12 protein-coding genes are annotated in these 23760 nt (G+C 42.7%); 10 read left to right on the plus strand and 2 right to left on the minus strand.

All coding sequences use genetic code 11. The annotated features are described in order from the left end of the window. Nucleotides 1–19 precede the first annotated feature (19 nt). Both FGG15_RS10610 and FGG15_RS10615 read right to left on the minus strand, forming a co-directional pair. Entirely contained in the window at nucleotides 20–736 is a 717-nt protein-coding gene (locus tag FGG15_RS10610; protein ID WP_138836040.1) for a LytR/AlgR family response regulator transcription factor, read from the minus strand. Next, nucleotides 733–1818 (minus strand): sensor histidine kinase, encoded by a 1086-nt coding sequence (locus tag FGG15_RS10615; protein WP_138836042.1) that lies wholly within the window; start codon nucleotides 1816–1818, stop codon nucleotides 733–735. The genes FGG15_RS10610 and FGG15_RS10615 overlap by 4 nt, the downstream gene beginning before the upstream one ends. Before the next feature lie 227 nt (nucleotides 1819–2045). Between FGG15_RS10615 and FGG15_RS10620 the strand changes: the two genes are divergently transcribed. From FGG15_RS10620 to FGG15_RS10665, 10 genes are all read left to right on the plus strand, one after another. After that, nucleotides 2046–4295 carry a GH92 family glycosyl hydrolase gene (locus FGG15_RS10620; RefSeq protein WP_138836044.1) on the plus strand — a complete coding sequence of 750 codons (2250 nt, stop codon included), beginning with the start codon at nucleotides 2046–2048 and terminating at the stop codon, nucleotides 4293–4295. Nucleotides 4296–4316: 21 nt separating this feature from the next. After that, entirely contained in the window at nucleotides 4317–6194 is a 1878-nt protein-coding gene (locus FGG15_RS10625; RefSeq protein WP_138836046.1) for a sodium:solute symporter family protein, read from the plus strand. A gap of 27 nt (nucleotides 6195–6221) precedes the next feature. Then, nucleotides 6222–7211: a glycoside hydrolase family 130 protein gene (locus tag FGG15_RS10630; RefSeq protein ID WP_138836048.1), complete on the plus strand. Its 990-nt coding sequence runs from the start codon at nucleotides 6222–6224 to the stop codon at nucleotides 7209–7211. A gap of 7 nt (nucleotides 7212–7218) precedes the next feature. Further along, nucleotides 7219–8307, plus strand: coding sequence for a carbohydrate-binding family 9-like protein (locus FGG15_RS10635; RefSeq protein WP_138836050.1), 1089 nt, complete (start codon nucleotides 7219–7221; stop codon nucleotides 8305–8307). Nucleotides 8308–8328: 21 nt separating this feature from the next. Then, complete coding sequence (locus tag FGG15_RS10640) at nucleotides 8329–10575, plus strand: GH92 family glycosyl hydrolase (protein WP_138836052.1); 2247 nt, start codon at nucleotides 8329–8331, stop codon at nucleotides 10573–10575. A 1-nt stretch (nucleotide 10576) separates the two neighbouring features. Continuing rightward, entirely contained in the window at nucleotides 10577–12919 is a 2343-nt protein-coding gene (locus FGG15_RS10645; protein WP_237561804.1) for a GH92 family glycosyl hydrolase, read from the plus strand. Further along, nucleotides 12919–15147 carry a GH92 family glycosyl hydrolase gene (locus FGG15_RS10650; protein ID WP_138838246.1) on the plus strand — a complete coding sequence of 743 codons (2229 nt, stop codon included), beginning with the start codon at nucleotides 12919–12921 and terminating at the stop codon, nucleotides 15145–15147. Before FGG15_RS10645 ends, FGG15_RS10650 begins: the two co-directional genes overlap by 1 nt. A 228-nt stretch (nucleotides 15148–15375) precedes the next feature. After that, complete coding sequence (locus tag FGG15_RS10655; RefSeq protein WP_138836054.1) at nucleotides 15376–18510, plus strand: SusC/RagA family TonB-linked outer membrane protein; 3135 nt, start codon at nucleotides 15376–15378, stop codon at nucleotides 18508–18510. Nucleotides 18511–18521: 11 nt separating this feature from the next. Beyond that, nucleotides 18522–20207, plus strand: coding sequence for a SusD/RagB family nutrient-binding outer membrane lipoprotein (locus tag FGG15_RS10660; RefSeq protein WP_138838248.1), 1686 nt, complete (start codon nucleotides 18522–18524; stop codon nucleotides 20205–20207). A 164-nt stretch (nucleotides 20208–20371) separates the two neighbouring features. Further along, nucleotides 20372–23704: a VCBS repeat-containing protein gene (locus tag FGG15_RS10665; RefSeq protein WP_138836056.1), complete on the plus strand. Its 3333-nt coding sequence runs from the start codon at nucleotides 20372–20374 to the stop codon at nucleotides 23702–23704. Nucleotides 23705–23760: the final 56 nt, after the last annotated feature.

Genomic DNA, 23760 nt, shown 5'->3' on the forward strand with positions numbered 1-23760 from the left:
TAACCAGCACGGTGCAGCTCTAGGTAATGGAGTCGTTGAGAATTCGGCTTTTGGCCTCGTTCAAATAGCTACGCCCAATGGTGTATCTGATACCGTCTACCTCCAGGCTATTTCCTTCAATAGATTCCACTTTGTCAATTGCTATGGTATAGGATCTATGTATCCTAAGAAACTTGTCTGAAGGCAGTTCTTCCGTAAAACTCCCCAGTGTTTTGTGTATGATATATTTTGCGGAAGTGGTCTTTATTCGAATGTAATCCTTCAAGCTTTCCACTACCACAATTTCATCAATAAAGATCTTTTGAAGCTTCTTCTTATCCACTTTCACAAAAATGCTGGGTTTTTCATTGGCCGAATGGCCCGAATTTGCAGCTCCTTGTTTTAAGCTAATGATACGGTTGACCGCTTTTAAAAATCTTGGAAACGGAATAGGTTTAACCAAATAATCAATGACCTCCAATTCAAAACTTTTAAGGGCATATTCTTCATGGGCCGTGGTAATGACAATCATAGGGGCCACTTGCAAGGATTGGAGAAAATTGAGTCCATCCAGAATGGGCATGTTGATATCCAAAAATATGATGTCCACTTCATTTTCCTGTAAGAACAGGTTGGCGTCAATGGCATTGGAGAAGGTCTGCACCAATTCCAATTGGCTCACCTGCTCCACATAATTTTTTAGCACATTGATCGCCAACGGTTCATCATCAATAATTATCACTCTCAAAGCCGTCATACTTTTAATTTTAAATCCACATGAAACATTTTTTCCTTCTCAAAGATAGAAAGCTCGTAATCATTTTGATCATAACCCAATTCCAACCTTTTCTTTACGTTGGAAAGCCCGATGCCTCCACCTCTGGTGGCCACCTTGCTGTTGGTATCACTTTTAGGAATGGTATTGGATACTTTAAAATACAAAAAATCCTCATCGACATTGACATCTATAGTGATATTCATATCGCCGATGTTTTTGCTTGCCCCATGCTTAAAGCAATTTTCAATTAAGGGAACCAGTAACATTGGGGCAATTTCCTTGTTCTCCAAATCCCCCGAAATTCCAATATCAATTTCAAGGGTATCATTGAATCGTATGCGTTCCAAATCAATATAATTTTGGATACAGTCAATCTCACTTTTTAAATCCTGTTTGCGTTTTCTGGTAGCATAGAGCAAATACCTCATTAAGCCGGAAAGCTTAAGAATAACTTCCGGCGCCTTATCTGATTTCTCCAAGGTGAGGGAATAAATATTGTTTAAGGTATTGAAGAAAAAATGAGGGGAAACCTGGGAGCGTAAAAACTTTAACTCCGTTGTCAGCTGTCTTTTTTCCAAATCGTGCAGTTTGCTATGCTCCCTAAGCCAATCCACAGTAACCTTAATGGCAGTGGCAAAGGCAACCACATACAATTCGCCGAACATGGTAATAATGGCATAATTCAGGGTAAGGCTGTCCACATGCTCCGGCCCTTCCGGCATTACATTGGTACTTACCAAATAATAGGTCAGATTGAACTTTACCAAGAGCATGATGAACAGGCAGGTTACCACCATTAAAGCATAGGTAAAATACTTTCTGGTGTACACAAATTTCGGCATCAAAAAGTAGATGTTGAAATAGGAAAGTGCAATGTGAATGGGAAAACCTATTAAGTTGGTTTTCAATGATAAAGCAAAATCATTGTGGATACTTCCCCATCGTAAAGTATTGAGCAAAAAATAGATGCCCCAAAAAATGATATGGTGCTTATAGGTGATTTTGTACTGCTGGGGTGATTCAACCTTCAACAGCTCCTCCAACTTGTCATTTATATACATGAATCGCAGTGTTTTTTTTGATTGTAGGTTTTTCTGTTGTTTAGCTTTTGGGGCTGGTTGTTGGTCTAATTTTATTCGACCAGCGAATAAAATTATAAATATTTAGGATTACATTTTTCTAACCTAACACGACCAACGGATTCAGCTAATCCAACCAAACGCTATAAGAAAATCAAATATATTTTGGGGGAAAGTATAAAAAAACTCAATATTAATCCAAATGACCAATGAGCAGGAGCGCAATATTTCTGGTTGTAGCTGTGCTTGTTTTAAGCTTATCCTGTGCAGATACCAATACGTCTTCGGCTCCTGCGGATACACTTACTGATTTTGTAGATCCCTTTATTGGAACAGGCGAACATGGACATACGTATCCAGGTGCCACGGCTCCCTTTGGCATGGTTCAACCCAGCCCAGATAATGGCACTGCTGGATGGGACTGGTGTTCAGGTTATCATATTTCCGATTCGATCATATCCGGATTTGGGCAATTGCACTTGAGTGGCACAGGTATTGGAGACTTGGCCGATTTGCTTTTGATGCCCACCCCTAAAAAAGTGGACTTGACCCTTTTTGGCAAACCAAGAGATAGTCTGCCTTATACCTCAGCATTTTCGCACCACAATGAAGTGGCCAAACCCGGTTACTATAAAGTAAAACTGGATGAACCTGAAATTCAGGTTGAACTTACCGCCAATGCATATGTAGCGTTTCATAAATACACATATACGGAGGGTGATGAACCCTCTTTCATTTTGGATTTAGGGTACGCTGTCAACTGGGATGCCCCGGTAGATTGTTCCCTTGTGCAAGAAGATGAAAAGACCTTGGTTGGATATAGACATAGCACGGGTTGGGCGAAAAACCAAAAGCTCTTTTTTGTGGTTAAATCCTCTTTACCTATCACCTCGTCAGAACTTATCTCCGATGGCTCCATTTCGGACGGTACATCCGAAGCCAAAGGAAAAAAAGTAGGTGGACAGTTTTTCTTTAGTCCTGATTCGGGGAATGTGGTTGAGCTGCAGATAGCGGTTTCTTCAGTAAGCATTGACAATGCCAAGTCTAATTTGGAAAGCCATGGTACCAACCGCACTTTTGAAGAGGTAAAGAACGATACCCATGGCGAATGGGAGGGATTGCTTTCCAAAATCAAAGTGGAAACACCGCAGGATTCGCTGAAGACTATTTTCTACACTGCTTTATATCACACGCAAATTGCCCCCGTTCGCTTCAGCGACACCAATGGGGAATTTAGATTACAAAACGATAGCATTACCAGAGCTTCTGGATGGGATGCCTACTCCACCCTATCGCTCTGGGACACTTTTAGAGCGGAAAACCCCTTGTTGAACATCTTGCAGCCCGAACGTGCGAGTGATATAGTTCAGTCCATGTTGGCCTACTACGACGAGCAAGGTAGACTTCCGGTATGGACGCTTTATGGCAACGAAACCAATACCATGACAGGGAATCATGGGGTTTCCATGATAGCCGAAGCCTTTCTGAAGGGTATTCGAGGGTATGATACTGAAAAAGCCTATCAAGCGGTAAAAAATACTATGATGGGAGACCTAAGGGGGCTTGCTCCATATAAAGAATTTGGTTACATCCCGTATACGTCTTTGGATGAATCCGTGACCATTAGTCTGGAATTTGCCTATAACGATTGGTGTGTGGCCCAGATGGCCAAAGCCTTGGGCAAGGATGAAGATTACGCTTATTTCTTAAATCGTTCCAATGCCTATAAACATCTTTTTGATGCCAATACGGGTTTTATGCGTGGTAAATCCAAAGATGGACAAAGCTGGAACCAACCTTTTGACCCCAAGCATTCCAACCATAGGGAACACACAGACTATACCGAAGGCAACGCTTGGCAGCACAGCTGGTTTGTATTGCATGATGTCCCCGGTTTTATCAAACTTCATGGCGGACCAGAGCCGTTTACTACCAAGTTGGAACAACTTTTTTCGGAAAGTTCCGAAATTTCTGGTGACAATGTTTCTGTAGACATCTCCGGTTTAATTGGACAATATGCCCATGGAAATGAACCCAGTCATCATATTGCCTATCTGTTCAATAAGGCCAAAAAACCATGGAAAACCCAAGAATGGGTTCGGGAAATTTTAGATACCCAATACAGCACCCAACCAGATGGACTCAGCGGAAATGAGGATTGTGGGCAAATGTCAGCTTGGTACGTTTTTAGTGCTATGGGCTTTTATCCCATGAACCCAGCCTCTGGACAGTACGAATTGGGAAGTCCCATTTTTGATAAAGTGACCCTTTCGGTAGCGCAGTACAACGAATTTATAATAACAGCCAAGAATACCTCCCCCACCAATAAGTATATCCAATCAGTAACGCTTAATGGAGCATTGCTCCAACGAAGCTACATCACCCATGAAGAACTTATAGCGGGAGGAACCCTGGAATTTGAGATGGGACCCGAACCCAACAAAAGTTGGGGAGTATAACCAAGGACCAGAAAAAACTATATGGAATTAATAGACCTGTCAATAATAATCATATACGTTGTGCTGACCCTATTCATTGGAATTTGGGTCTCCAAAAAAGCCTCCAAAGGTCTTGACTCTTACTTTTTAGGGGGAAACAACATCAAATGGTACTATTTGGGACTTAGTAATGGTTCCGGAATGTTTGATGTGTCCGGGACAGCATGGATGGTCGGGATTTTATTCCTCTATGGCGCCAAAAGTTTTATGTTCATGTGGCTTTGGCCCGTATGGAACCAGATTTTTGTAATGATGTTTTTGGCCGTTTGGATTCGCCGGTCAAATATTATGACGGGCTCCGAATGGATCCTGACCCGTTTTGGGGATGGAAGGGCAGGTAGGGCTTCGCATTTTATCATTGCGGTTTTTGCCATTATTTCCACAGTAGGCTTCATTGCCTATTTCTTTGAAGGCGCCGGTAAGTTCATGACCATCATATTGCCCTGGGACCTTAGCTGGTTTGTTGGTGAAACGCTTCTGTTGAGTTCGGAACAGTCCTATGCCTTGATTATTATTGTTCTAACCACCATCTATACCATAAAAGGGGGAATGTTTTCTGTGGTAGCCACCGAAGTGCTGCAATATTTGATTATGGTCATTGCCGGACTTTTGGTTGCCGGATACACCTTTATCAATGTTGCTGAGGTCGACATCAACGCGGTGTTGTCCCCAGAATGGCGGAGTATCTTTTTCAATAACGAGCTTGGGCCACATTGGAGTGATAAATTCCAGGCTTTCAATGATCTAATAGATTCCGAGGGTTATAAAATGTTTGGTGCATTCATCGGTATGACCTTGTTTAAGGGATTCTTTGCCAGTGTGGCGGGACCTGTGCCTGGGTTCGATTTCCAACGTATTCTTTCCACGCGTACTGTAAAAGAATCAGCTTATATGAGCGGATTCACTGGGTTGGTTCTGTATATTCCACGATATCTCTTGATAGCAGGCATTGTAGTAATTGCCTTGGTCACCCTTGTTCCGGAAATGAGCACAAACCCAGGATTGAATGGTGGGGATTTGGAAGTCATCCTTCCCAAAGTCATCAACAATCACATCCCCGTTGGGGTTAAGGGCCTGTTATTGGCTGGACTTCTTGCAGCCTTTATGTCCACCTTTTCAGCCTTCGTTAATTCCGGGCCCGCCTATATCGTCAATGACATTTATAAAAAGTACTTTAAGCCCGAAGCTTCCAACAAACACTATATCAAAGCTAGTCATATTGCTTCCTTTGCCGTAGTGGGACTTGGAGTGTGTATGGGTTTCTTTGCAGATTCAATCAACTCTTTGACCCTTTGGATTACTAGTGCCCTATATGGCGGCTATGTTGCTGCCAATTTCCTCAAATGGATTTGGTGGCGCTTTAATGGTTGGGGCTATTTTTGGGGCATGGTTGCCGGTCTTGTGGTGGCCAGCTTACAATATTTCCTAGATCAGAACAAAGGCAATTTTACCGAAGACACCTTCCTTTACGAAGTGTCCCATGTGCATGCAATTTATCTGTTCCCGATTATTTTTGGCGTTTCCTTACTGGGCTCCTATCTGGGCACGTATCTATCAAAACCAACGGACACTGAAGTTTTAAAGTCCTTTTACAAGGAAGTAAAACCTTGGGGTTGGTGGAAGCCCATTTACACCCAGTTAAAACAGGAGGATAGTTCCTTTGAAAAGAACAATGATTTTTGGATGGACATGCTCAATTGTGCCATTGGAATCATTTGGCAATCCAGTATGATCCTGCTCCCCATTTACCTTTTGATAAGGGACTACCCAAAAATGCTGGTTTCACTCGTGGTATTTTTAATAACTTCAATAATTCTAAAATATACTTGGTTGAACAGGGTCCAAAAAATCCCAAATTAAGACCCGCAACCATAGGTTAATCAATTTATGGCATATCAAACATTGGAAAAAGTGAATACAATTCCTTGGCAAGAAAGACCTGACGGCAATACGAATGTAATTTGGCGGTACAGTGATAACCCCATCATTGAAAGAGACGCTATTCCTTCGTCCAACAGTATTTTTAATAGCGCCGTAGTTCCATTTGAAGATGGTTATGCGGGGGTTTTTAGATGTGACAATAAGGCCGTCCAGATGAACATTTTTGCCGGTTTTAGTAAGGATGGTCTAAACTGGGACATCAATCATGACCCTATATCGTTCCAGGAGGGCAACACTTCCATGATAGATTCTGATTACAAATACGATCCTAGGGTTACCTTTATTGAGGACCGATATTGGATCACTTGGTGCAATGGGTACCATGGCCCAACCATAGGGATTGGATACACTTTTGATTTTAAGGAGTTTTTCCAATGCGAAAACGCGTTTTTGCCCTTCAACCGAAACGGCGTGCTGTTCCCTGAAAAAATAGATGGCAAATATGCCATGCTCAGCAGGCCCAGCGATAATGGCCATACACCTTTTGGAGATATTTACATCAGTTATAGCCCCGATATGAAATACTGGGGCGAGCACCGTTGTGTCATGAAAGCTTCACCATTTGAGGACAGTGCATGGCAGTGCACCAAAATTGGGGCCGGTTCTGTTCCTATCTTAGTGGATGAAGGATGGCTTATGTTTTACCACGGGGTTATCAATACTTGCAATGGTTTCCGATATTCCATGGGTGCGGCTATTTTGGACAAGGACCAACCTGATCAGGTTAAATATCGCACACAACCTTATCTTATTTCGCCCCAAACCCCGTATGAATGTGTTGGAGACGTTCCCAATGTAGTATTCCCATGTGCAAGTTTGCACAGTATTGAAGAAGACAAGGTAGCCATTTATTATGGCGCCGCCGACACCGTTACCGCCCTAGCTTTTGGGCGGATATCCGAAATAGTCCAATTCACCAAAGAAAACAGTTTGTAAGTCCACCATGAAAGATTTTGCTGAAAAACACAAAAAGCTCATCAGTTTCATCCTTTTCTCCTTGTATGTAGGGTGCATACTGTTATCTGCTCAAGAAACTCCTAGAAAATATGTTGCCTATAAGGCAACAGAAACCATAAAAATTGATGGCCTAGCAGAGGAATCTTCATGGAAAAATGCCCCGTGGTCCGATTTGTTTATCGACATTGAAGGCGTTAAGAAACCTATCTACGACACCCAAGTCAAGATGCTTTGGGATGAAACCCATATCTACTTCTTTGCCCGAATGAAAGAACCACACGTTTGGGGAGACATTACGGAACATGATGCGGTGATTTTCCACAATAATGATTTCGAGGTATTCCTAGATCCCGAAGGAGACGTGCATGGGTATTATGAACTGGAGTGGAACGTATTAAACACCGTTTGGGATCAATACCTCACCGCCCCATATCGCGCAGGCAACGAAACCTTGAATGGATGGGAGGCTTTGGGAATGCAATCTGCAGTCGCCATACAGGGAACGCTTAATGATCCTTCCGATATCGACCAGGGGTGGACCTTGGAAATAGCGATTCCCTTTCAGGATTTACGTACCGGTTATTACCAAGACAATGTTCCCAAAGGCAAATTTTGGAGGGTTGGATTTTCCAGGGTGAATTGGGACCATGATATCAAGGATGGGAAGTATTCGAGAAAGAAAAACCCAAAAACAGGCAAACATTTACCAGAATACAACTGGGTCTGGTCTCCGCAGTATGTCATCAATATGCATGAACCCGAACGATGGGGTTACGTATATTTTTCTGAGAACGAAGTGGGCACCACAACGGACAAATTTGAAATCCCCAAGGACGATTACGTTAAATGGTATCTGTACGAGTTATATCGCGATTTGATTCAGCAAAAAGGAAAGTTCAAATGGAAGATAGCAGATGGGCAAAAGTTCACTGAACCAAAAATAATTCAAGGAAAGAAAGTAATCGCGGAACTGGAAAACCACAAAACAGGATTCACCATTTGGACGAAAAGCCCTTTTACTAAAAAAATCTTGGCTGTAGGTTCAGACGGGAAGTTCAGGGTCTTAAGCAAATAACATAGATCAAAAGATAAGATCATGAAGTTGGGTCACTTGTATATAGGGTTGTTCATTTTAGTATTCGCTTGCAATCCTCAACCCGAAAAAGGCAACTCCACCGAACAGCTAATCGATTTTGTCAATCCTTTTATTGGGACGGATGGTCCCGGAAATACTTATCCTGGCGCCACTACCCCATTCGGTATGGTACAACTGAGTCCCGATATTGGTATTCCAGGCTGGGATCGCATAGCAGGCTATTATTATCAGGATTCTATTATCACTGGTTTTTCGCATACCCATTTAACCGGAACAGGCGCAGGGGATCTTTATGACATTTTGGTGATGCCCACCAACAGCAGGTTTTCGGGTCGAATCCAAGAAAATAATTTCAAACCCTACTCCAGCTTTGACCATACCAGAGAAGGCGCATCTCCAGGTTTTTATTGGGTGGATCTTTTGGACTATGGAATAAAAGCCGAAATGACAGCAACCGCCAGAGTGGGTGTGCATCGCTATACCTTTCCCAAAGACGAGCAAACCCAAATCCATGTGGATTTAGGGTACAGCCTAAACTGGGACAGTCCTACGGACACTTTCATCGAAGTGGTAAATGACTCCACCTTGCAAGGGTATCGTATGTCCAATGGCTGGGCCCGCAATCAAAAACTGTATTTTGAAATGCAGTTTTCCAAACCCTTTGCATCTTACCAAATCAATGGAGATAAGACATCAGCCAAAATAAGCTTGGACTATGAGCTTGAAAATGGGGAACAAGTCGTGGTTAAAACAGGTTTGTCATCAGTGAGCAGTGAAGCAGCTGGAAAGGCCATTCAAATTGAAGCCAATAAGGATTTTGATGCCATTCGTTCCCAAACAGAAGCAAGCTGGGAAAAGGAACTTCAGAAGATACACATCAGCACCGCCAGCGAAGACCAAAAGGCCATATTTTATACCATGATGTACCAGTCCATGCTAGCCCCCACCTTGTATAGCGATATCAATGGGGAATACAAGGCAGCCAATGACACCCAAGGGAAACATCTCCCACAAACGGATACCGTGGCCAAAGCTTCAGGGTACAACAGATACGATACTTTCTCACTCTGGGATACTTTTAGAGCAGCGCATCCTTTGTACACACTTGTACAACAGGAACGGGTTTCGGATATAGTCAAATCCCTTCTGGCCCATTACCAAGAAACGGGAGTGTTGCCAGTTTGGTCCATGCAGGGAAGTGAGACCCATATGATGATTGGGTATCATGCAGTTCCAGTAATCGTGGACGCCTATTTTAAAGGTTTTGAGTTTGATTCGGAACTGGCTTACCAAGCTTGCCGCGAAAGTGCGATGGTCAACGACAGGCAAATCGACATCTATAAAGAATTGGGCTATATCCCGGTGGATGAACAGCATGAAAATTGGTCGGTTTCCAAAACCATGGAATATGCTTTTGATGATTGGTGCATTGCCATGTTTGCCAAAGATTTGGGGAAAATGGAAGATTACAGACGTTTTCTGATGCGTTCCCAAAATTGGAAGAATCTCTATAACGAAAAAAGGTCCTGGCTACAGCCCAAAGACACTAATGGGAAATTTATAGAACCTTTTATTCCCAAAGCGTACACTCCCTATTTCTGTGAAAGCAATGCATGGCACTACTATTGGTTTGTGCCGCAAGACATAGATGGCCTCATTTCCAAGACTGGAGGAAGTGGTCGCTTTACCCAAAAATTGGATTCCATGTTCAGCTACGCCCCCGAACCTGATGACAAGCTCCCCTTGTTCAGCACGGGAATGATCGGCCAGTATGCGCACGGGAACGAACCCAGCCATCATGTTGCGTATCTTTATAACTATATTGACCAACCTGCCAAGGCCCAAAAATTGGTCCGGGAAATATTGGCAAATCAATACAAAAACGAACCCAACGGACATTGTGGAAACGAGGACTGTGGGCAAATGTCCTCCTGGTATATATTTAGCGCCTTGGGATTTTATCCGGTTAATCCGGCCCAAGGAGTTTATGATCTCGGAGTTCCTTTGTTTGAAGAGGCAACACTTGCCCTTCCAGATAACAAGTCTTTTACCATACAAGCTCCCAATGCACCAGAGCTGAAATACGTGGAACACGTCACCCTCAATGGGGCTGTTTTGGATAGAAATTATATTACCCATAAAGAAATTACTTCTGGAGGCACCTTGGAATTTAGTTTAACCAACGATCCAAAATTGGCTAACGAAAAAATTGGAGCCTCCCCAGAAACCAATAAAATTTATAGATGACATGAAGCTGATAATGACAAACTGCTTACCAAAAGGAATTGCCATGGCTTGGATGGCACTGCTGTTCGTTTCCTGCGGAAATCAAACAACAACCGACTCCAACGATACGCCAAAGACAAAAAAAGAACTCCTCTCCTACGTGAACCCGTTAATGGGTACCGATTCGGATTTTAGCTTGTCCAATGGGAATACTTATCCGGCAATTGCCACGCCCTGGGGCATGAACTTTTGGACCCCAATGACCTCTAAAATGGGAGATGGTTGGACCTACAAATACGATGAGAAGACTATTCGTGGTATCAAACAAACCCACCAACCCAGTCCTTGGATCAACGATTATGCTGCCTTTTCCTTAATGGCGGTTACTGGTGAATTGAAATACAAAGAAGAGGAACGCGCTTCCCATTTTTCGCACAAGGCCGAAACGGTTCGCCCGGATTATTACAGTGTTTATTTAGCTGATTACGATGTCGTAGCCGAAGTAACCCCTACGGAAAGAGCTGCCCATTTTCGTTTCACTTTTCCGGAAACCGATCAAGCTTTTATCCTTTTGGATGGTTTTTTTAAAGGCTCCATGGTCAAAGTGTTGCCAGAGGAACGAAAAATTATAGGCTACTGCCGCAACAACAGTGGTGGGGTACCGGAAAATTTCCACAACTATTTCGTAGCTGAATTTGATAAGGATTTTGAAATCACCCATACTTGGGGAGATGATTGGTCCCTTCATGAAAACACAACGGAAAGCAAAGGAGAACATGTGGGTGCCATTATTGGTTTTAAGACGAAAAGAGGCGAAGCCGTTCATGTAAAAGTGGCTTCTTCATTTATTGGTCCTGAGCAAGCCCAACTCAATCTGGATAGGGAAATTGGTTCCAAAACCTTTAAGGAAACTAGAGATGAGGCCACCAAGGCTTGGGAGAAGGAATTGGGCCGTATTGAGGTTAGTACGGACAATATTGATCATTTGCGCACTTTTTATTCCTGTCTGTATCGCGTGTTGTTGTTCCCCAGAAAATTCTATGAGTACGATAGCAATGATCAAATTGTGCATTACAGTCCATACAACGGCCAAGTTTTACCTGGATATATGTTCACGGACAATGGCTTTTGGGATACTTTCAGGGCGGTATTTCCATTTTTCAACATGATGTACCCTGAGTTGAACAGTAACATCATGGAAGGCTTGGTCAATACCTACAAAGAATCAGGTTGGCTACCGGAATGGGCCAGTCCCGGACATCGGGATTGTATGATCGGTTCCAACTCGGCACCCATCATTGCTGATGCCCACTTAAGTGGCATTGAAGGTTTTGACAAGGAAGTTTTGCTTGATGCCATCATCAAAAACGCAACCGTACCAGATGGAAGGCCAGTTAACAGTGTAGGTCGAGCCGGTTTGGATTACTACAATGAATTGGGATATGTTCCTTACGATGTGGGCATTCATGAAAATGCAGCTAGAACCCTGGAGTATGCTTATGCCGATTTCACCATTGCCCAAATGGCAAAATCTTTGGGACAAGATGATTTGGCAGATACCTACTACCAAAAATCCCTGAACTACAAAAAACTGTTTGACCCGTCCACCAAGTTGATGCGTGGTAAAAACAAGGATGGTTCCTTCCAGTCACCTTTTAACCCACTAAAGTGGGGTGATGCATTTACAGAAGGCAACAGTCTGCATTATACTTGGAGTGTTTTCCATGATGTGCAAGGTCTTATTGGACTTATGGGAGGAGATGAAGAATTTACCGGCATGCTGGATGGGGTTTTTAACATGCCTCCGGAATATGACGATTCCTACTACGGATTTACCATTCATGAAATCCGGGAAATGCAGATCATGAACATGGGCAACTACGCCCATGGCAACCAACCCATACAGCATATGATCTATTTGTACAATTATGCCGGACAGCCTTGGAAATCACAACAAAAAGTACGGGAGGTACTGACGAAATTGTACACGCCAGCCCCAGATGGGTATTGTGGAGATGAGGATAATGGTCAGACATCCGCATGGTATGTTTTTAGTTCACTAGGATTCTATCCGGTAGCACCTGCCACCAACCAATACGTTATTGGAGCGCCTCTGTTTGACGAAGCGACGCTTCATTTACAAAATGGAAATACTTTTAACGTAGTTGCGGCTAGTAATGGCGAAGGCCAACCTTTCATTCAGAATGCCACATTGAATGGGAAAAGTTTTGATCAAACCTGGCTTTCCACAGAAATGGTTCAGAACGGGGGCACATTACAATTTAACATGGGAAGTGAGCCCAATGAATCTTGGGCAACAGCTGAGGATTCCAAACCATATTCCTTATCCAATTCCAAAGAATGATGAAAAAAAACTTCCTAGGGTATTTTCTTATTTTTTTTAGTTGTGCAACCATAGCGCAAAACCAAGCCATTGATTATGTGAATCCCTTCATTGGCACCTCCAACTTTGGCACGACCAATCCAGGCCCCATAGCGGTTAGGGGAATGGCCAATGTCTCTCCCTTCAATGTGGCGGGCTCTCAAAATCTTCCGTTGGAAAAGGACAGTCGGTGGTTCTCTACTCCCTACGTTCATGAAAACAAATTCCTAACAGGCTTCAGTCATGTAAACTTGAGCGGAGTGGGTTGTCCAGAGCTCGGTGTGATTCTTGCTATGCCTACCACTGGTGAACTGGAAACGGATCATGAGAAATACGGCTCTACCTATTCCGATGAAATAGCGAAAGTGGGGTATTACTCTTCCCAGTTGGACAAATACGACATCAAGGTGGAGGCAACAGCCACTACCAGGACTGGGGTCAGTAAATATTCCTTCCCAGCTGGCAAGGCAAATATTCTTTTAAATCTTGGCTTGGGTCTTACAAATGAACAAGGGGCCCAGGTAAAGATTGTTTCTCCTACGGAGATTGAAGGGGTCAGGAGTGTTGGGTCTTTCTGTTATTACAAACCCGAGGAAGCCTATCCGGTTTACTTCGTGGCCAAATTCTCCGAACCAGCCTCCTCCTTTGGAACCTGGAAAAAGCCAACTACTTATAAAGGTGTGGAAGCACAATGGATGGGTTATAACGGAAAAACCCGACTCATGGAAGGTTTTACCAAAACGGTTGTCGGCGATAGCATTGGTGCCTATATGCGATACGACTTCAAAATCCCTACCCAAGTGGAAATGAAAATCGGGGTTTCGTACGTTAGCATTGAAAATGCTCGGGAAAACCTTGAAAAGGAAACCGCAGGCAAATCCTTTGATGATATAAAGGCAGCGACCCAACAAGAATGGAACCAATACCTTTCCAAGATTGAAGTTGAAGGCGGAAGTCAGGACGATAAAACGATTTTTTACACAGGACTTTACCATACTTTAATCCACCCCAGTACCTTGAACGACATTAATGGGGAATATCCGAAAATGCGAACCCGGGAAACCCTGAAAACGGACGGTACTAGATATACTGTGTTTTCCTTTTGGGATACGTACCGCAATTTACACCAACTCATGAGTTTGGTATACCCCAAGCAACAATCCAATATGGTGAAGAGCATCCTTCAAATTTATGACGAGTCAGGTTGGTTACCCAAATGGGAACTTAACGCTACCGAGACGACCACCATGGTTGGTGATCCGGCCGGTATTGTCCTTGCTGATACTTATCTAAAGGGAATCCAAGATTTTGATGTGGAGAAAGCCTATGAGGCCATGGTAAAAAGTGCTGATCAGTTGGAGAACAACCCCCTACGCCCAGGTATTAAAGATTATATTGAAAAGGGCTATTTGACCACAAAAACAATCAATAGCGGTTCCGTTTCCACCACCCAAGAATACAACATCAGTGATTATGCCATTGCACAGTTGGCCAAAGCATTGGGAAAGAAAGAGGACTATAAGCGTTTTTCCAAACGCAGCCTTTCCTATCGGAAGCTGTTTGACAATGAATTTAATTTACTGCGGCCCAAAAATGATGACGGCAGTTGGCTCACCCCCTACAATCCGGAGACCGGTGCAAACTTTGTCAAGAACCTTGGTTTTATTGAAGGCAATGCTTGGCAGTACACCTTTATGGTCTCTCATGATGCCAAGGGACTAATGAAACTAATGGGCGGTGGCAAAGCGTATTCAAAACAGCTGCAAAACGTTTTTGACAAGAACCAATTTGATATGGCCAACGAACCGGATATTGCTTATCCTTATCTCTTCAATTATGTAAAAGGGGAGGAATGGCGCACACAACAAACCGTATCGGATTTGCTTCAAAAATATTTTAAGAATAGCTCCGACGGACTCCCAGGAAATGACGATACCGGAACCATGAGCGCATGGGCCGTGTTTTCCATGATGGGGATTTATCCTGTAAATCCCGCCCAACCTATTTATGCGTTGACCCGACCCAAATTTGAAAAAATCACCATTCATTTGGATGCGGAGTATTATACCAACCAGAAGGTGGTAATCAGCACAAAATTGGGAGAAACCAAAGCGGCTATAGGAAATATTTTTATTGATGGTAAAAAGCATAACAGCTATTTTCTTTCCCATCAAAAACTTACAAATTCCAAAACAGTGGAATTCAGGTAAGGCCAATCCATTGAAATCCAAGGGAAACCTATCCTTGATTGTGCCATAAATTTCCCAAATCTTTGGGGAAAACCTTATTTCAAACGTTTTCGTTACAATGTTCTTTAGCCTTTGAGCGTCGTTATTAGTCGAAAAATTTTCCTATATATATAAGGAATTCGAACTTTTATCATTGCGAACTTAGAGCTTGTTATGAGCTTTAGAAACTAATAACCTAACTCATTTAGTATGAACAGAAAAATTCATTACTTTCTACTACTTGTGTCGTTTTTATGCCTCACGGCAACGATGGCACAGGAAAAAAGAATTTCAGGAAACGTTACGGATGCAAGTACAGGAGAGCCTGTTCCCGGGATTAACGTTGTGGAGAAGGGTACTAGAAATGGTACTTCCACTGACTTTGATGGAAACTACACCATCACTGTTTCAAATGATGCCGCCATTTTGGTGTTTTCTGCCATCGGTTTTACCGAACAGGAAGTTGCCGTTGGCCAACAAACAACTATCAATGTCTCACTAGGAGAAGATGTTGAGTCTTTAGACGAGGTTGTGGTGACCGCTTTGGGTCTGAGCAGGGAGAAGAAATCCCTGGGATACTCAGTTACCGAACTCTCCGGAGATGCCGTTTCAACAGTAAAGGAATCCAATGTTGCCAGTTCCCTGGCAGGTAAGGTTGCCGGTGTAGTTGTTTCAAAATCAACTTCCGGTGTTGGTGGTGGTACTCGAGTGGTAATCCGTGGTAACAACTCTCTTAACGGTAACAACCAGCCACTGTATGTTGTAGATGGTATCCCAATTGACAACTCTACATTAGGTACTGCAGGTGCTGGAGAATTTAGTGTTCCAGATTTGGGTAATGGTATTTCCGATATCAACTCGGATGATATTGAATCCATTTCTGTACTGAAAGGACCCAACGCTGCGGCCCTTTATGGATCTAGAGCTGCGAATGGGGCAATCATCATTACCACCAAAAAAGGAACTTTGGGCAGAGGCCTTGGTGTTAACTACACAGCTAGTGTTACGTTTGAAGATCCGTTAGTGCTCCCTAAATATCAAAATGAGTTTGGTAGGGGTACAGATGGAAACTTCCCTCAAATTAACCCAAGTGATCCATTGGCCACCCAGGTAAATGCAGTTGCATCAACAGGATCATGGGGACCAAGATTTGATGGTTCCCAACAATTGGCGTACAATGGTCAACAAAGAGCTTATACCGCTCAACCAAACAATGTAAAGGATTTCTTCAGAACGGGAACAAGTTTGGTAAATACCGTAGCCCTATCCGGAGGAACAGAAAACTCTTCCGTAAGGTTTTCCTATACCAACTCGGATTTGGAGTCCATGCTACCTAATTCCAATGTAAAACGTAACAACTTCAATCTTAGAGGCTTTACAAAATTAGGAGATCGCCTAACAGTTGATGCCAAGGCTACTTATTTCCTGCAAGATGCCAAAAATAGACCAAGTCAAGGTACAGAAGGTGTAATGGCCTATTTATGGACCGTTGCGCGTAACGTAAGGAATTCTGATCTTCAGGTTTTTCAGGATACTGAAAACCCAATCAACCCAGAAGATCCTTTCCGTGTAATTGCCCCTACCTCATCTGGAGGTAATCCATATTGGATTTTACAGAACGATCACAACAGTGATAAGCGAAAGAGGTTTACCGGTTTGGTAAAGGTGGATTATCAGTTCACCGATTGGTTGTCAGCTTTTGCAAGGGCAGGTACTGACCAGGTGACCCAAGATGTGGAAGGATACACCGCAGTTGGACACCATTTCTTCCCACGTGGAGGCATTGGGTTCCGTAAAAATGATAAAACAGAAACCAACTACGATTTCTTATTGATGTTTAACAAAGACATAACCGAGAAATTGAACTTGACCGCCAACGCAGGTGGTAACATGAGGCATACCACTGAAATTGATGCAAGAATCAATGGTTCTGAGTTTAAGATTCCAGGGCGCTATTTCTTGAGTAATACAGACGCCGATTTGTTGACTGCCAGTCAAAGTGACCTTGTAGAAAAAAGAGTAAATTCCCTGTATGGGTCAGCATCCTTTGGTTATGATGATGCAGTTTATTTGGACCTCACCGCCAGAAACGACTGGTCATCGGCATTAGCGCCAGAAAACAGATCGTATTTCTATAGCTCTGCAAACGTAAGTATCCTGTTGGATCAAGTATTCAACTTGCAAGGTGGTGCGATTGATATGTTAAAAGTAAGAGGAAGTATCGCTAGCGTTGGTAATGATACTGGAGCTCGACAGATTGTGAACGTATTTAGTGTTGCAGGTGACGGATACTTGGGCAACGTCCAAATCAACAGACCTAACATTAAGTTTAGTGAAAGCCTACGACCAGAAGATATTACAACCACTACAGTTGGAGCCGAATTTAGATTGTTTGGTAACAGATTATATGGTGACGTATCCTACTATAACATTACAACCAAAGACTTGATTTTTGATGTACCTGTTGATCCAGGTACTGGTTTTAGTTCATTTAGGGAAAATATTGGTGAAATCAGCAACAAGGGTATTGAAGTCCTTATCGGAGGTACTCCTGTTCGAACGGATAACTTCTCATGGGATATTTCCGCTAACTTCTCTAGGAACAAAAATGAATTGGTTAGCTTGATCGAAGGTCAAGAAAATTTCCAGTTTAGTAGTAGCAATGGTGGTATTGTGGATGTTCGCGCTCAAGTTGGCGAAGGATTTGGTGATATTTATACCACTACTTGGTTAAGAAATGATGCTGGACAACTTGTTGTAACGGCAGAAGGCCGCCCAAGAGCTACTGCGGAACGTGAAAAGTTTGGCAACTATCAGCCAGACTATTCTGGAGGTATTACAAATACATTTAAATACAAAAACTTTACACTAAACACCTTGGTTGACTTTAGGGTTGGTGGAGAGGTATTCTCCTTTACCGATTCTGCTATGGATGCCTCCGGTGTTTCCGAAAGATCTTTGCAATTCCGTGATGGCGGGGTTTTGGTAGAAGGAGTAATAGACAATGGCGATGGAACATTCTCTCCCAACACTACTACTATCAGTGCCCAAGATTACTGGGGTGCTGTCAGTAGCATTGGTTCAGAGTATATTTTCGAGCAAACTAACTTCAGACTCAGGGAGTTAAGCTTAAGCTACCAATTTCCTAATAAAATGTTAAATGACACATTTATCCAAAATGCATCTCTTAGCTTTATTGGAAGGAATCTGTTCTTTATCTATAAAAAGGCCGATAATTTTGACCCTGAGTCTAGCTACTCTACATCCAACTTTGGTCAAGGTGTTTTATTCTATGCCCTACCCACTTCAAGGAGTCTAGGCTTGAGTTTAAATGTTAACTTCTAAAAATTGCAATGATGAGAAAAAACAAATTATGGTTATTTGGTCTTGTTGCAGCGTTATGTGTTCTTAACAGCTGTACCAAAGACTTTGATGACATCAACACAAACACACAAGGTTTCCTTACTGACGAAGTAAGTGCCAAGTTCTTTTTAACAAGTTCCCAAGTGGGTCTTTATGCTCCTAACAGATTTACGTACTGGAGAGCCCACTTGATCCACTCGGATAGATTCGCAGGTCACTTTACCTTCGGACACAATTCCTCTTGGTGGAGTGACGGTTTGAGCTATAACTTCAATGCAAGTTATACGGATGCTACCTATGGTTGGCTAGCGGGTTATTTTGGAAACATCAAATCCTTTGCTGACCTTACAACGGAAGGCGGAGAGTTCGAAAACCAATACATGTATGCCATGTCCTTGGTCATGAAAGGGCTGTATTACCAGATGTACACAGATACTTTTGGAATGGTTCCTTTCACTGAAGCAGGTGTTGATGGAATTTTGACTCCAGCTTATGACACACAATCAACTATCTATAAAGGTATCATTGCCGATTTGGATGAAGCAATGTCCATTATTGGTGATACCGAACGAACAGGTCTTGGTGTGGATGATGCAGGTTCCAACGATATCTACTGTGGTGGAGATCTACAACAGTGGAAACGTTTGGCCAACACGCTAAAGCTTAGAATAGGAATGCGTGCACTCGGTGCTCCTGGAGATGATTTTGCAGCAGCTACAATTACCTCGGCCATGGGTGCGCCTTTATTGGATGCATCTTCTGGAAGCGTTACTATGATCAAGGATTTTGAAATCAGTAAGTGGTCTTCATCTGCCTATGGCGATGTATGGCATGATTTCGGTGGAGGATCCGATTGGACAGTTTCAAGTACGCTTGTAAACTTGTTGAAAGACAATAACGACCCGCGTCTAACGTCTTACGTTCAACCGGCCAAAGGAGGTAGTTTTGAATTTGATTCTGCCGCTTCTGATCCACCAGACCCTAATTTTCAAGATAGACTGGACTTTATCGTAGCCAATTTGGATGCTGCTGGTGCCAATTACACCATGTCAACAGTTGGAACCGTAACCGCAATAGAAGTAGGATCTGGACAGTTCATAGGTCAACCTGTAAGAGTAAACGGTGACACCTATCCTTTCATGAGATATGATATGTTTTCAACTCCATCTGACGATGTAATCACGCCAAGAGGTGAGCAAGTAGATGGTTACCCAGAGATTATCTTGTCCAGCGCAGAAGCCTATTTCCTGCAAGCAGAAGCTGTAGTAAGAGGCCTTGGGACTGGAGATGCTCAAGCACTTATGAATTCTGGTATTGAAGAAGCTATGAAACTTTGGGGCATCGGAGGCGGTGATGCTGCAGCCTATGCTGCACAGCCCATTGCTGATATCACTGGAGGAACCGAAGATGAAAGATTGGAAAAAATAGCGTTGCAGCGTTGGTTGGCGAGCTATACAGATGGTTTTGAAGCTTGGGCGGTTGTACGGAAGACAGGTTACCCTGCAGAATTGGCCGCTGGAGTTACCGATCCAATCCTCTTTGCCTTAGGAGAATTGAACGGTGATTACCCACAACGTTTAAGATATGGTTCTGGTGCTCAAGAAAATCCAAATTACGCAACAGCTGTATCAGCGCAAGGACCAGATGAGCAGAGAACTGTTCTATGGTTTGCTCAATAATAAACTTACTGTAAAGTAATCCATTAAGTAGATTAATTTTATAGTTTGAGTTAGTTTGATTCATAATTAATTTTAAGTAAAGGAAGAGCAATCTTCCTTTACTTTTTTACAACTTCTTTTAAGTTAGCCACAATCATCTTAAGATTGTTATTTAACCTCAACTAATGAAAAAGAAAACAACCTCGAGATTGGGCTTCATGCTCATTTTAATACTTGCTTTGACCAACTCATGTAAGGTGGATAATGAAGATTCCTCATTTCTATTTCAAGCCATGGATAGCGGTCACACCAATATTCACTTCGTGAATGTGAACGTGGAAAACGAGCTTACCAATTCCTTCCTATACGAGTATGTGTATAATGGAGCTGGTGTTGCCGTAGGTGACCTCAACAATGATGGATTGGAAGACATTTACTTTACCTCCAATTTGGAAAGCAATAGACTCTACCTCAATGAAGGCGATTTGGAGTTCGAGGACATCACGAAAATATCTAATACCACCGGTAAAATGGGTTGGACGACTGGAACCAATATGGTGGATATCAACAATGACGGATTGCTGGACATATATGTATGCAAATCTGGTCCCTATGAAAAAAAATCGTTGCTCCAAAACGAGCTATTTATAAATAAAGGCCCAAATAAAAATGGAATCCCTGTTTTTGAGGAGTCCGCAGAGCAATTTGGATTGGCCGATACCGGGAACTCCATCCAATCTGCATTTATCGACTATGATCTGGACGGTGATCTGGACATGTACCTCATGAATCACAACCCCCAAACCTTTACATTGGGAAATACCGAAACCTTTTCACCGCTGGGTGACCGTTTTTATGAGAATCAAAACGGAAAATTTGTCAATGTGACCAGGCAAGTCGGTATCTACTCCAATGGTGTTTCCTATGGCCTTGGGGTGGGCGTAAGCGATTTAAACAATGATGGCTGGCCTGATCTTTACATTTCCAATGACTACGATGAGCCTGATTACTTCTACATCAACCAACAGAATGGCACCTTCAGGGAAGTGGTCAAAGAAGCTACCAACCATATTTCCAATTTTGCCATGGGCAATGATATTGCCGACTTTGACAATGACGGTTTTGTGGATATTATCACCTTGGACATGGTATCCGAGGATAACTATGGGATGAAAACCAGTATGGCTAGTATGAATCCCCAAAAATTCAACACCAATGTTGCCGCAGGAAAGCATTACCAATACATGTACAACACCCTGCAAAAAAACAGTGGCCATATAGACTCCTCGGGGACACCTTTTTTCTCTGATATTGGGCAAATGGCCGGAATCTCCAATACCGATTGGAGCTGGGCGCCCTTGATGGTGGATTTTGATAATGATGGCCTTAAAGACATTTTCATTTCCAACGGCATCAAAAGGGATTTTAGAAACAAGGACTATTTCAACAACCTTCAAAAATATTTGAGTGAAAATCAGGATGCACTTAGCAATCCAGAGAAAATAAACCACCTAATAGAAACAACCCCAAATCGTCCCCACATCAACTACTTTTATAAAAATACCGGAGGGCTTACCTTCCAAAACACTTCAAAAGAGTGGTTAGATAATCCAGAGAGCTCCTACTCCAATGGGGCCGCTTACGCAGATTTGGACAATGATGGGGATTTGGACATTGTTATCAACAACGTTGATTCCAAAGCAACCATATTAAGAAACAATGCCAATCTTCAAAGCAAAAATTATCTAAAACTGGCCTTCAAAGGGCCGGCGCAAAATTCCATGGGAATTGGTGCAAGGGTAAAAATCTATACCCAGGGCAAGGAGCAGGTTTACGAGAACTACAGTGTAAGGGGTTATCAATCCTCCGTACCTCCAAAAATTGTGGCGGGTCTTGGCACCGAGAGTTCGGTTGACTCTTTATTGATTATTTGGCCAGGTAAAAAAGTGCAAAGCGTTTTGAGTCCTGATATCAATACTACGGTAACCATTGCCTATCAACCTGACCGCGATCAAACTCGCAAAAATCTGGATTTAAGGGATAAAACATTCAAATCCGTAGCACTCAATCCAGAACTTGCCCATACCGAAAATGAATTTGATGATTATCTCATGCAAGTGTTATTACCGCATAAGATGTCCACTTTTGGACCAGCTTTGGCCGTGGGCGATATCAACGGGGACAAGAGAGATGATATATTCCTAGGGCAAAGCGCAGGAAACCCTTCCGTTGTGTACATCCAAAAATCCGATGGTTCTTTTGCGCTTGCACAAACCTTTGAAAAAGATGCGAGATTCGAAGATGTGGATGCACAATTTTTTGATTACGACAATGATGGAGACAATGATTTGTTGGTAGCATCAGGGGGCAACGAGTATCAGGCCAACACACCCAACTATGTGGATCGCCTATATGAGAACAGAAATGGAAGATTTGTGCTTCGGAAGGATTTATTCCCTCAAATTTCCGTTAGCAGCTCTAAAATTCGCATAGCGGATTATGACAATGATGGCTACCAAGATGTGTTTATAGGAGGTAGATTTATTCCCCATGACTATCCCTCCCCTGCTAGTAGCTATCTCTTCAAAAATACAGGTGGCAAATTTATCGATGTTACAGAAAGTACGGCTCCAGACCTCATCAACCTAGGACTTGTAACTGATGCCACTTGGACCGATTATGATCAGGATGGCGATTTAGACCTAAGTATTGTTGGCGAATGGATGGAACCCACTTTTATGACCAACAACAATGGGATTTTCTCCAAAGCGGACACAAGCTCCTTAAATGGCCTTTCCGGATGGTATTTTTCTATAAAAGCATTTGACCTGGACAATGATGGGGACGAAGATTATGTATTGGGCAATCTTGGAGAGAATTACAAATACAAGGCCGATAAGGAAAACCCCTTTGAAGTCTATTACCATGACTTTGATGACAATGGGAAAAAGGACTTGGTTTTGGGCTATTACAATTTTGGGGAACTGTATCCGGTAAGAGGTCGTGAATGCTCTTCGCAACAAATGCCCTCCATCAAAAAAATAACTCCGTCCTATGACCTTTTTGGCAAATCAACCATTGCGGATATCTATGGAAGTGAAAAACTTTCAGAAGCGCTGCACCTGCTTTCCTACAACTTTAAAAGTGGAGTTCTGATAAACAACGGGAACGGGAATTTTGATTTTGTCCCCTTCCCAGAATTGGCCCAAATCTCCTCCATAAATGCCATTTTGGACTATGATTTGGATAATGATGGCACTCAAGATTTGATATTGGCCGGAAACCTTTTTGCATCAGAAATTGAAACCCCAAGAAACGATGCAGGTTACGGAATGGTTCTTAAAAATATAGGACAAGGGCAGTTTAAGGCTATCAATGCAAACAAAACGGGCTTGTTTCTTTCAGAGGATGTCAAAAACCTAAGTTTCATTGACATTTTAGGACAAAGGCACATCCTTGCGGGACAGAACAACAAAAATTTGGAATTAATATCCGTACCCACAAAACCTATCCTGTAAAATGGAAAATACCTGCTATACCCCAATGGCGTCACTAATTGTTATAAATGATTCTA

It is taken from the genome of Flagellimonas algicola (assembly GCF_005937185.1).
Classification (GTDB): Bacteria; Bacteroidota; Bacteroidia; order Flavobacteriales; family Flavobacteriaceae; genus Flagellimonas; species Flagellimonas algicola.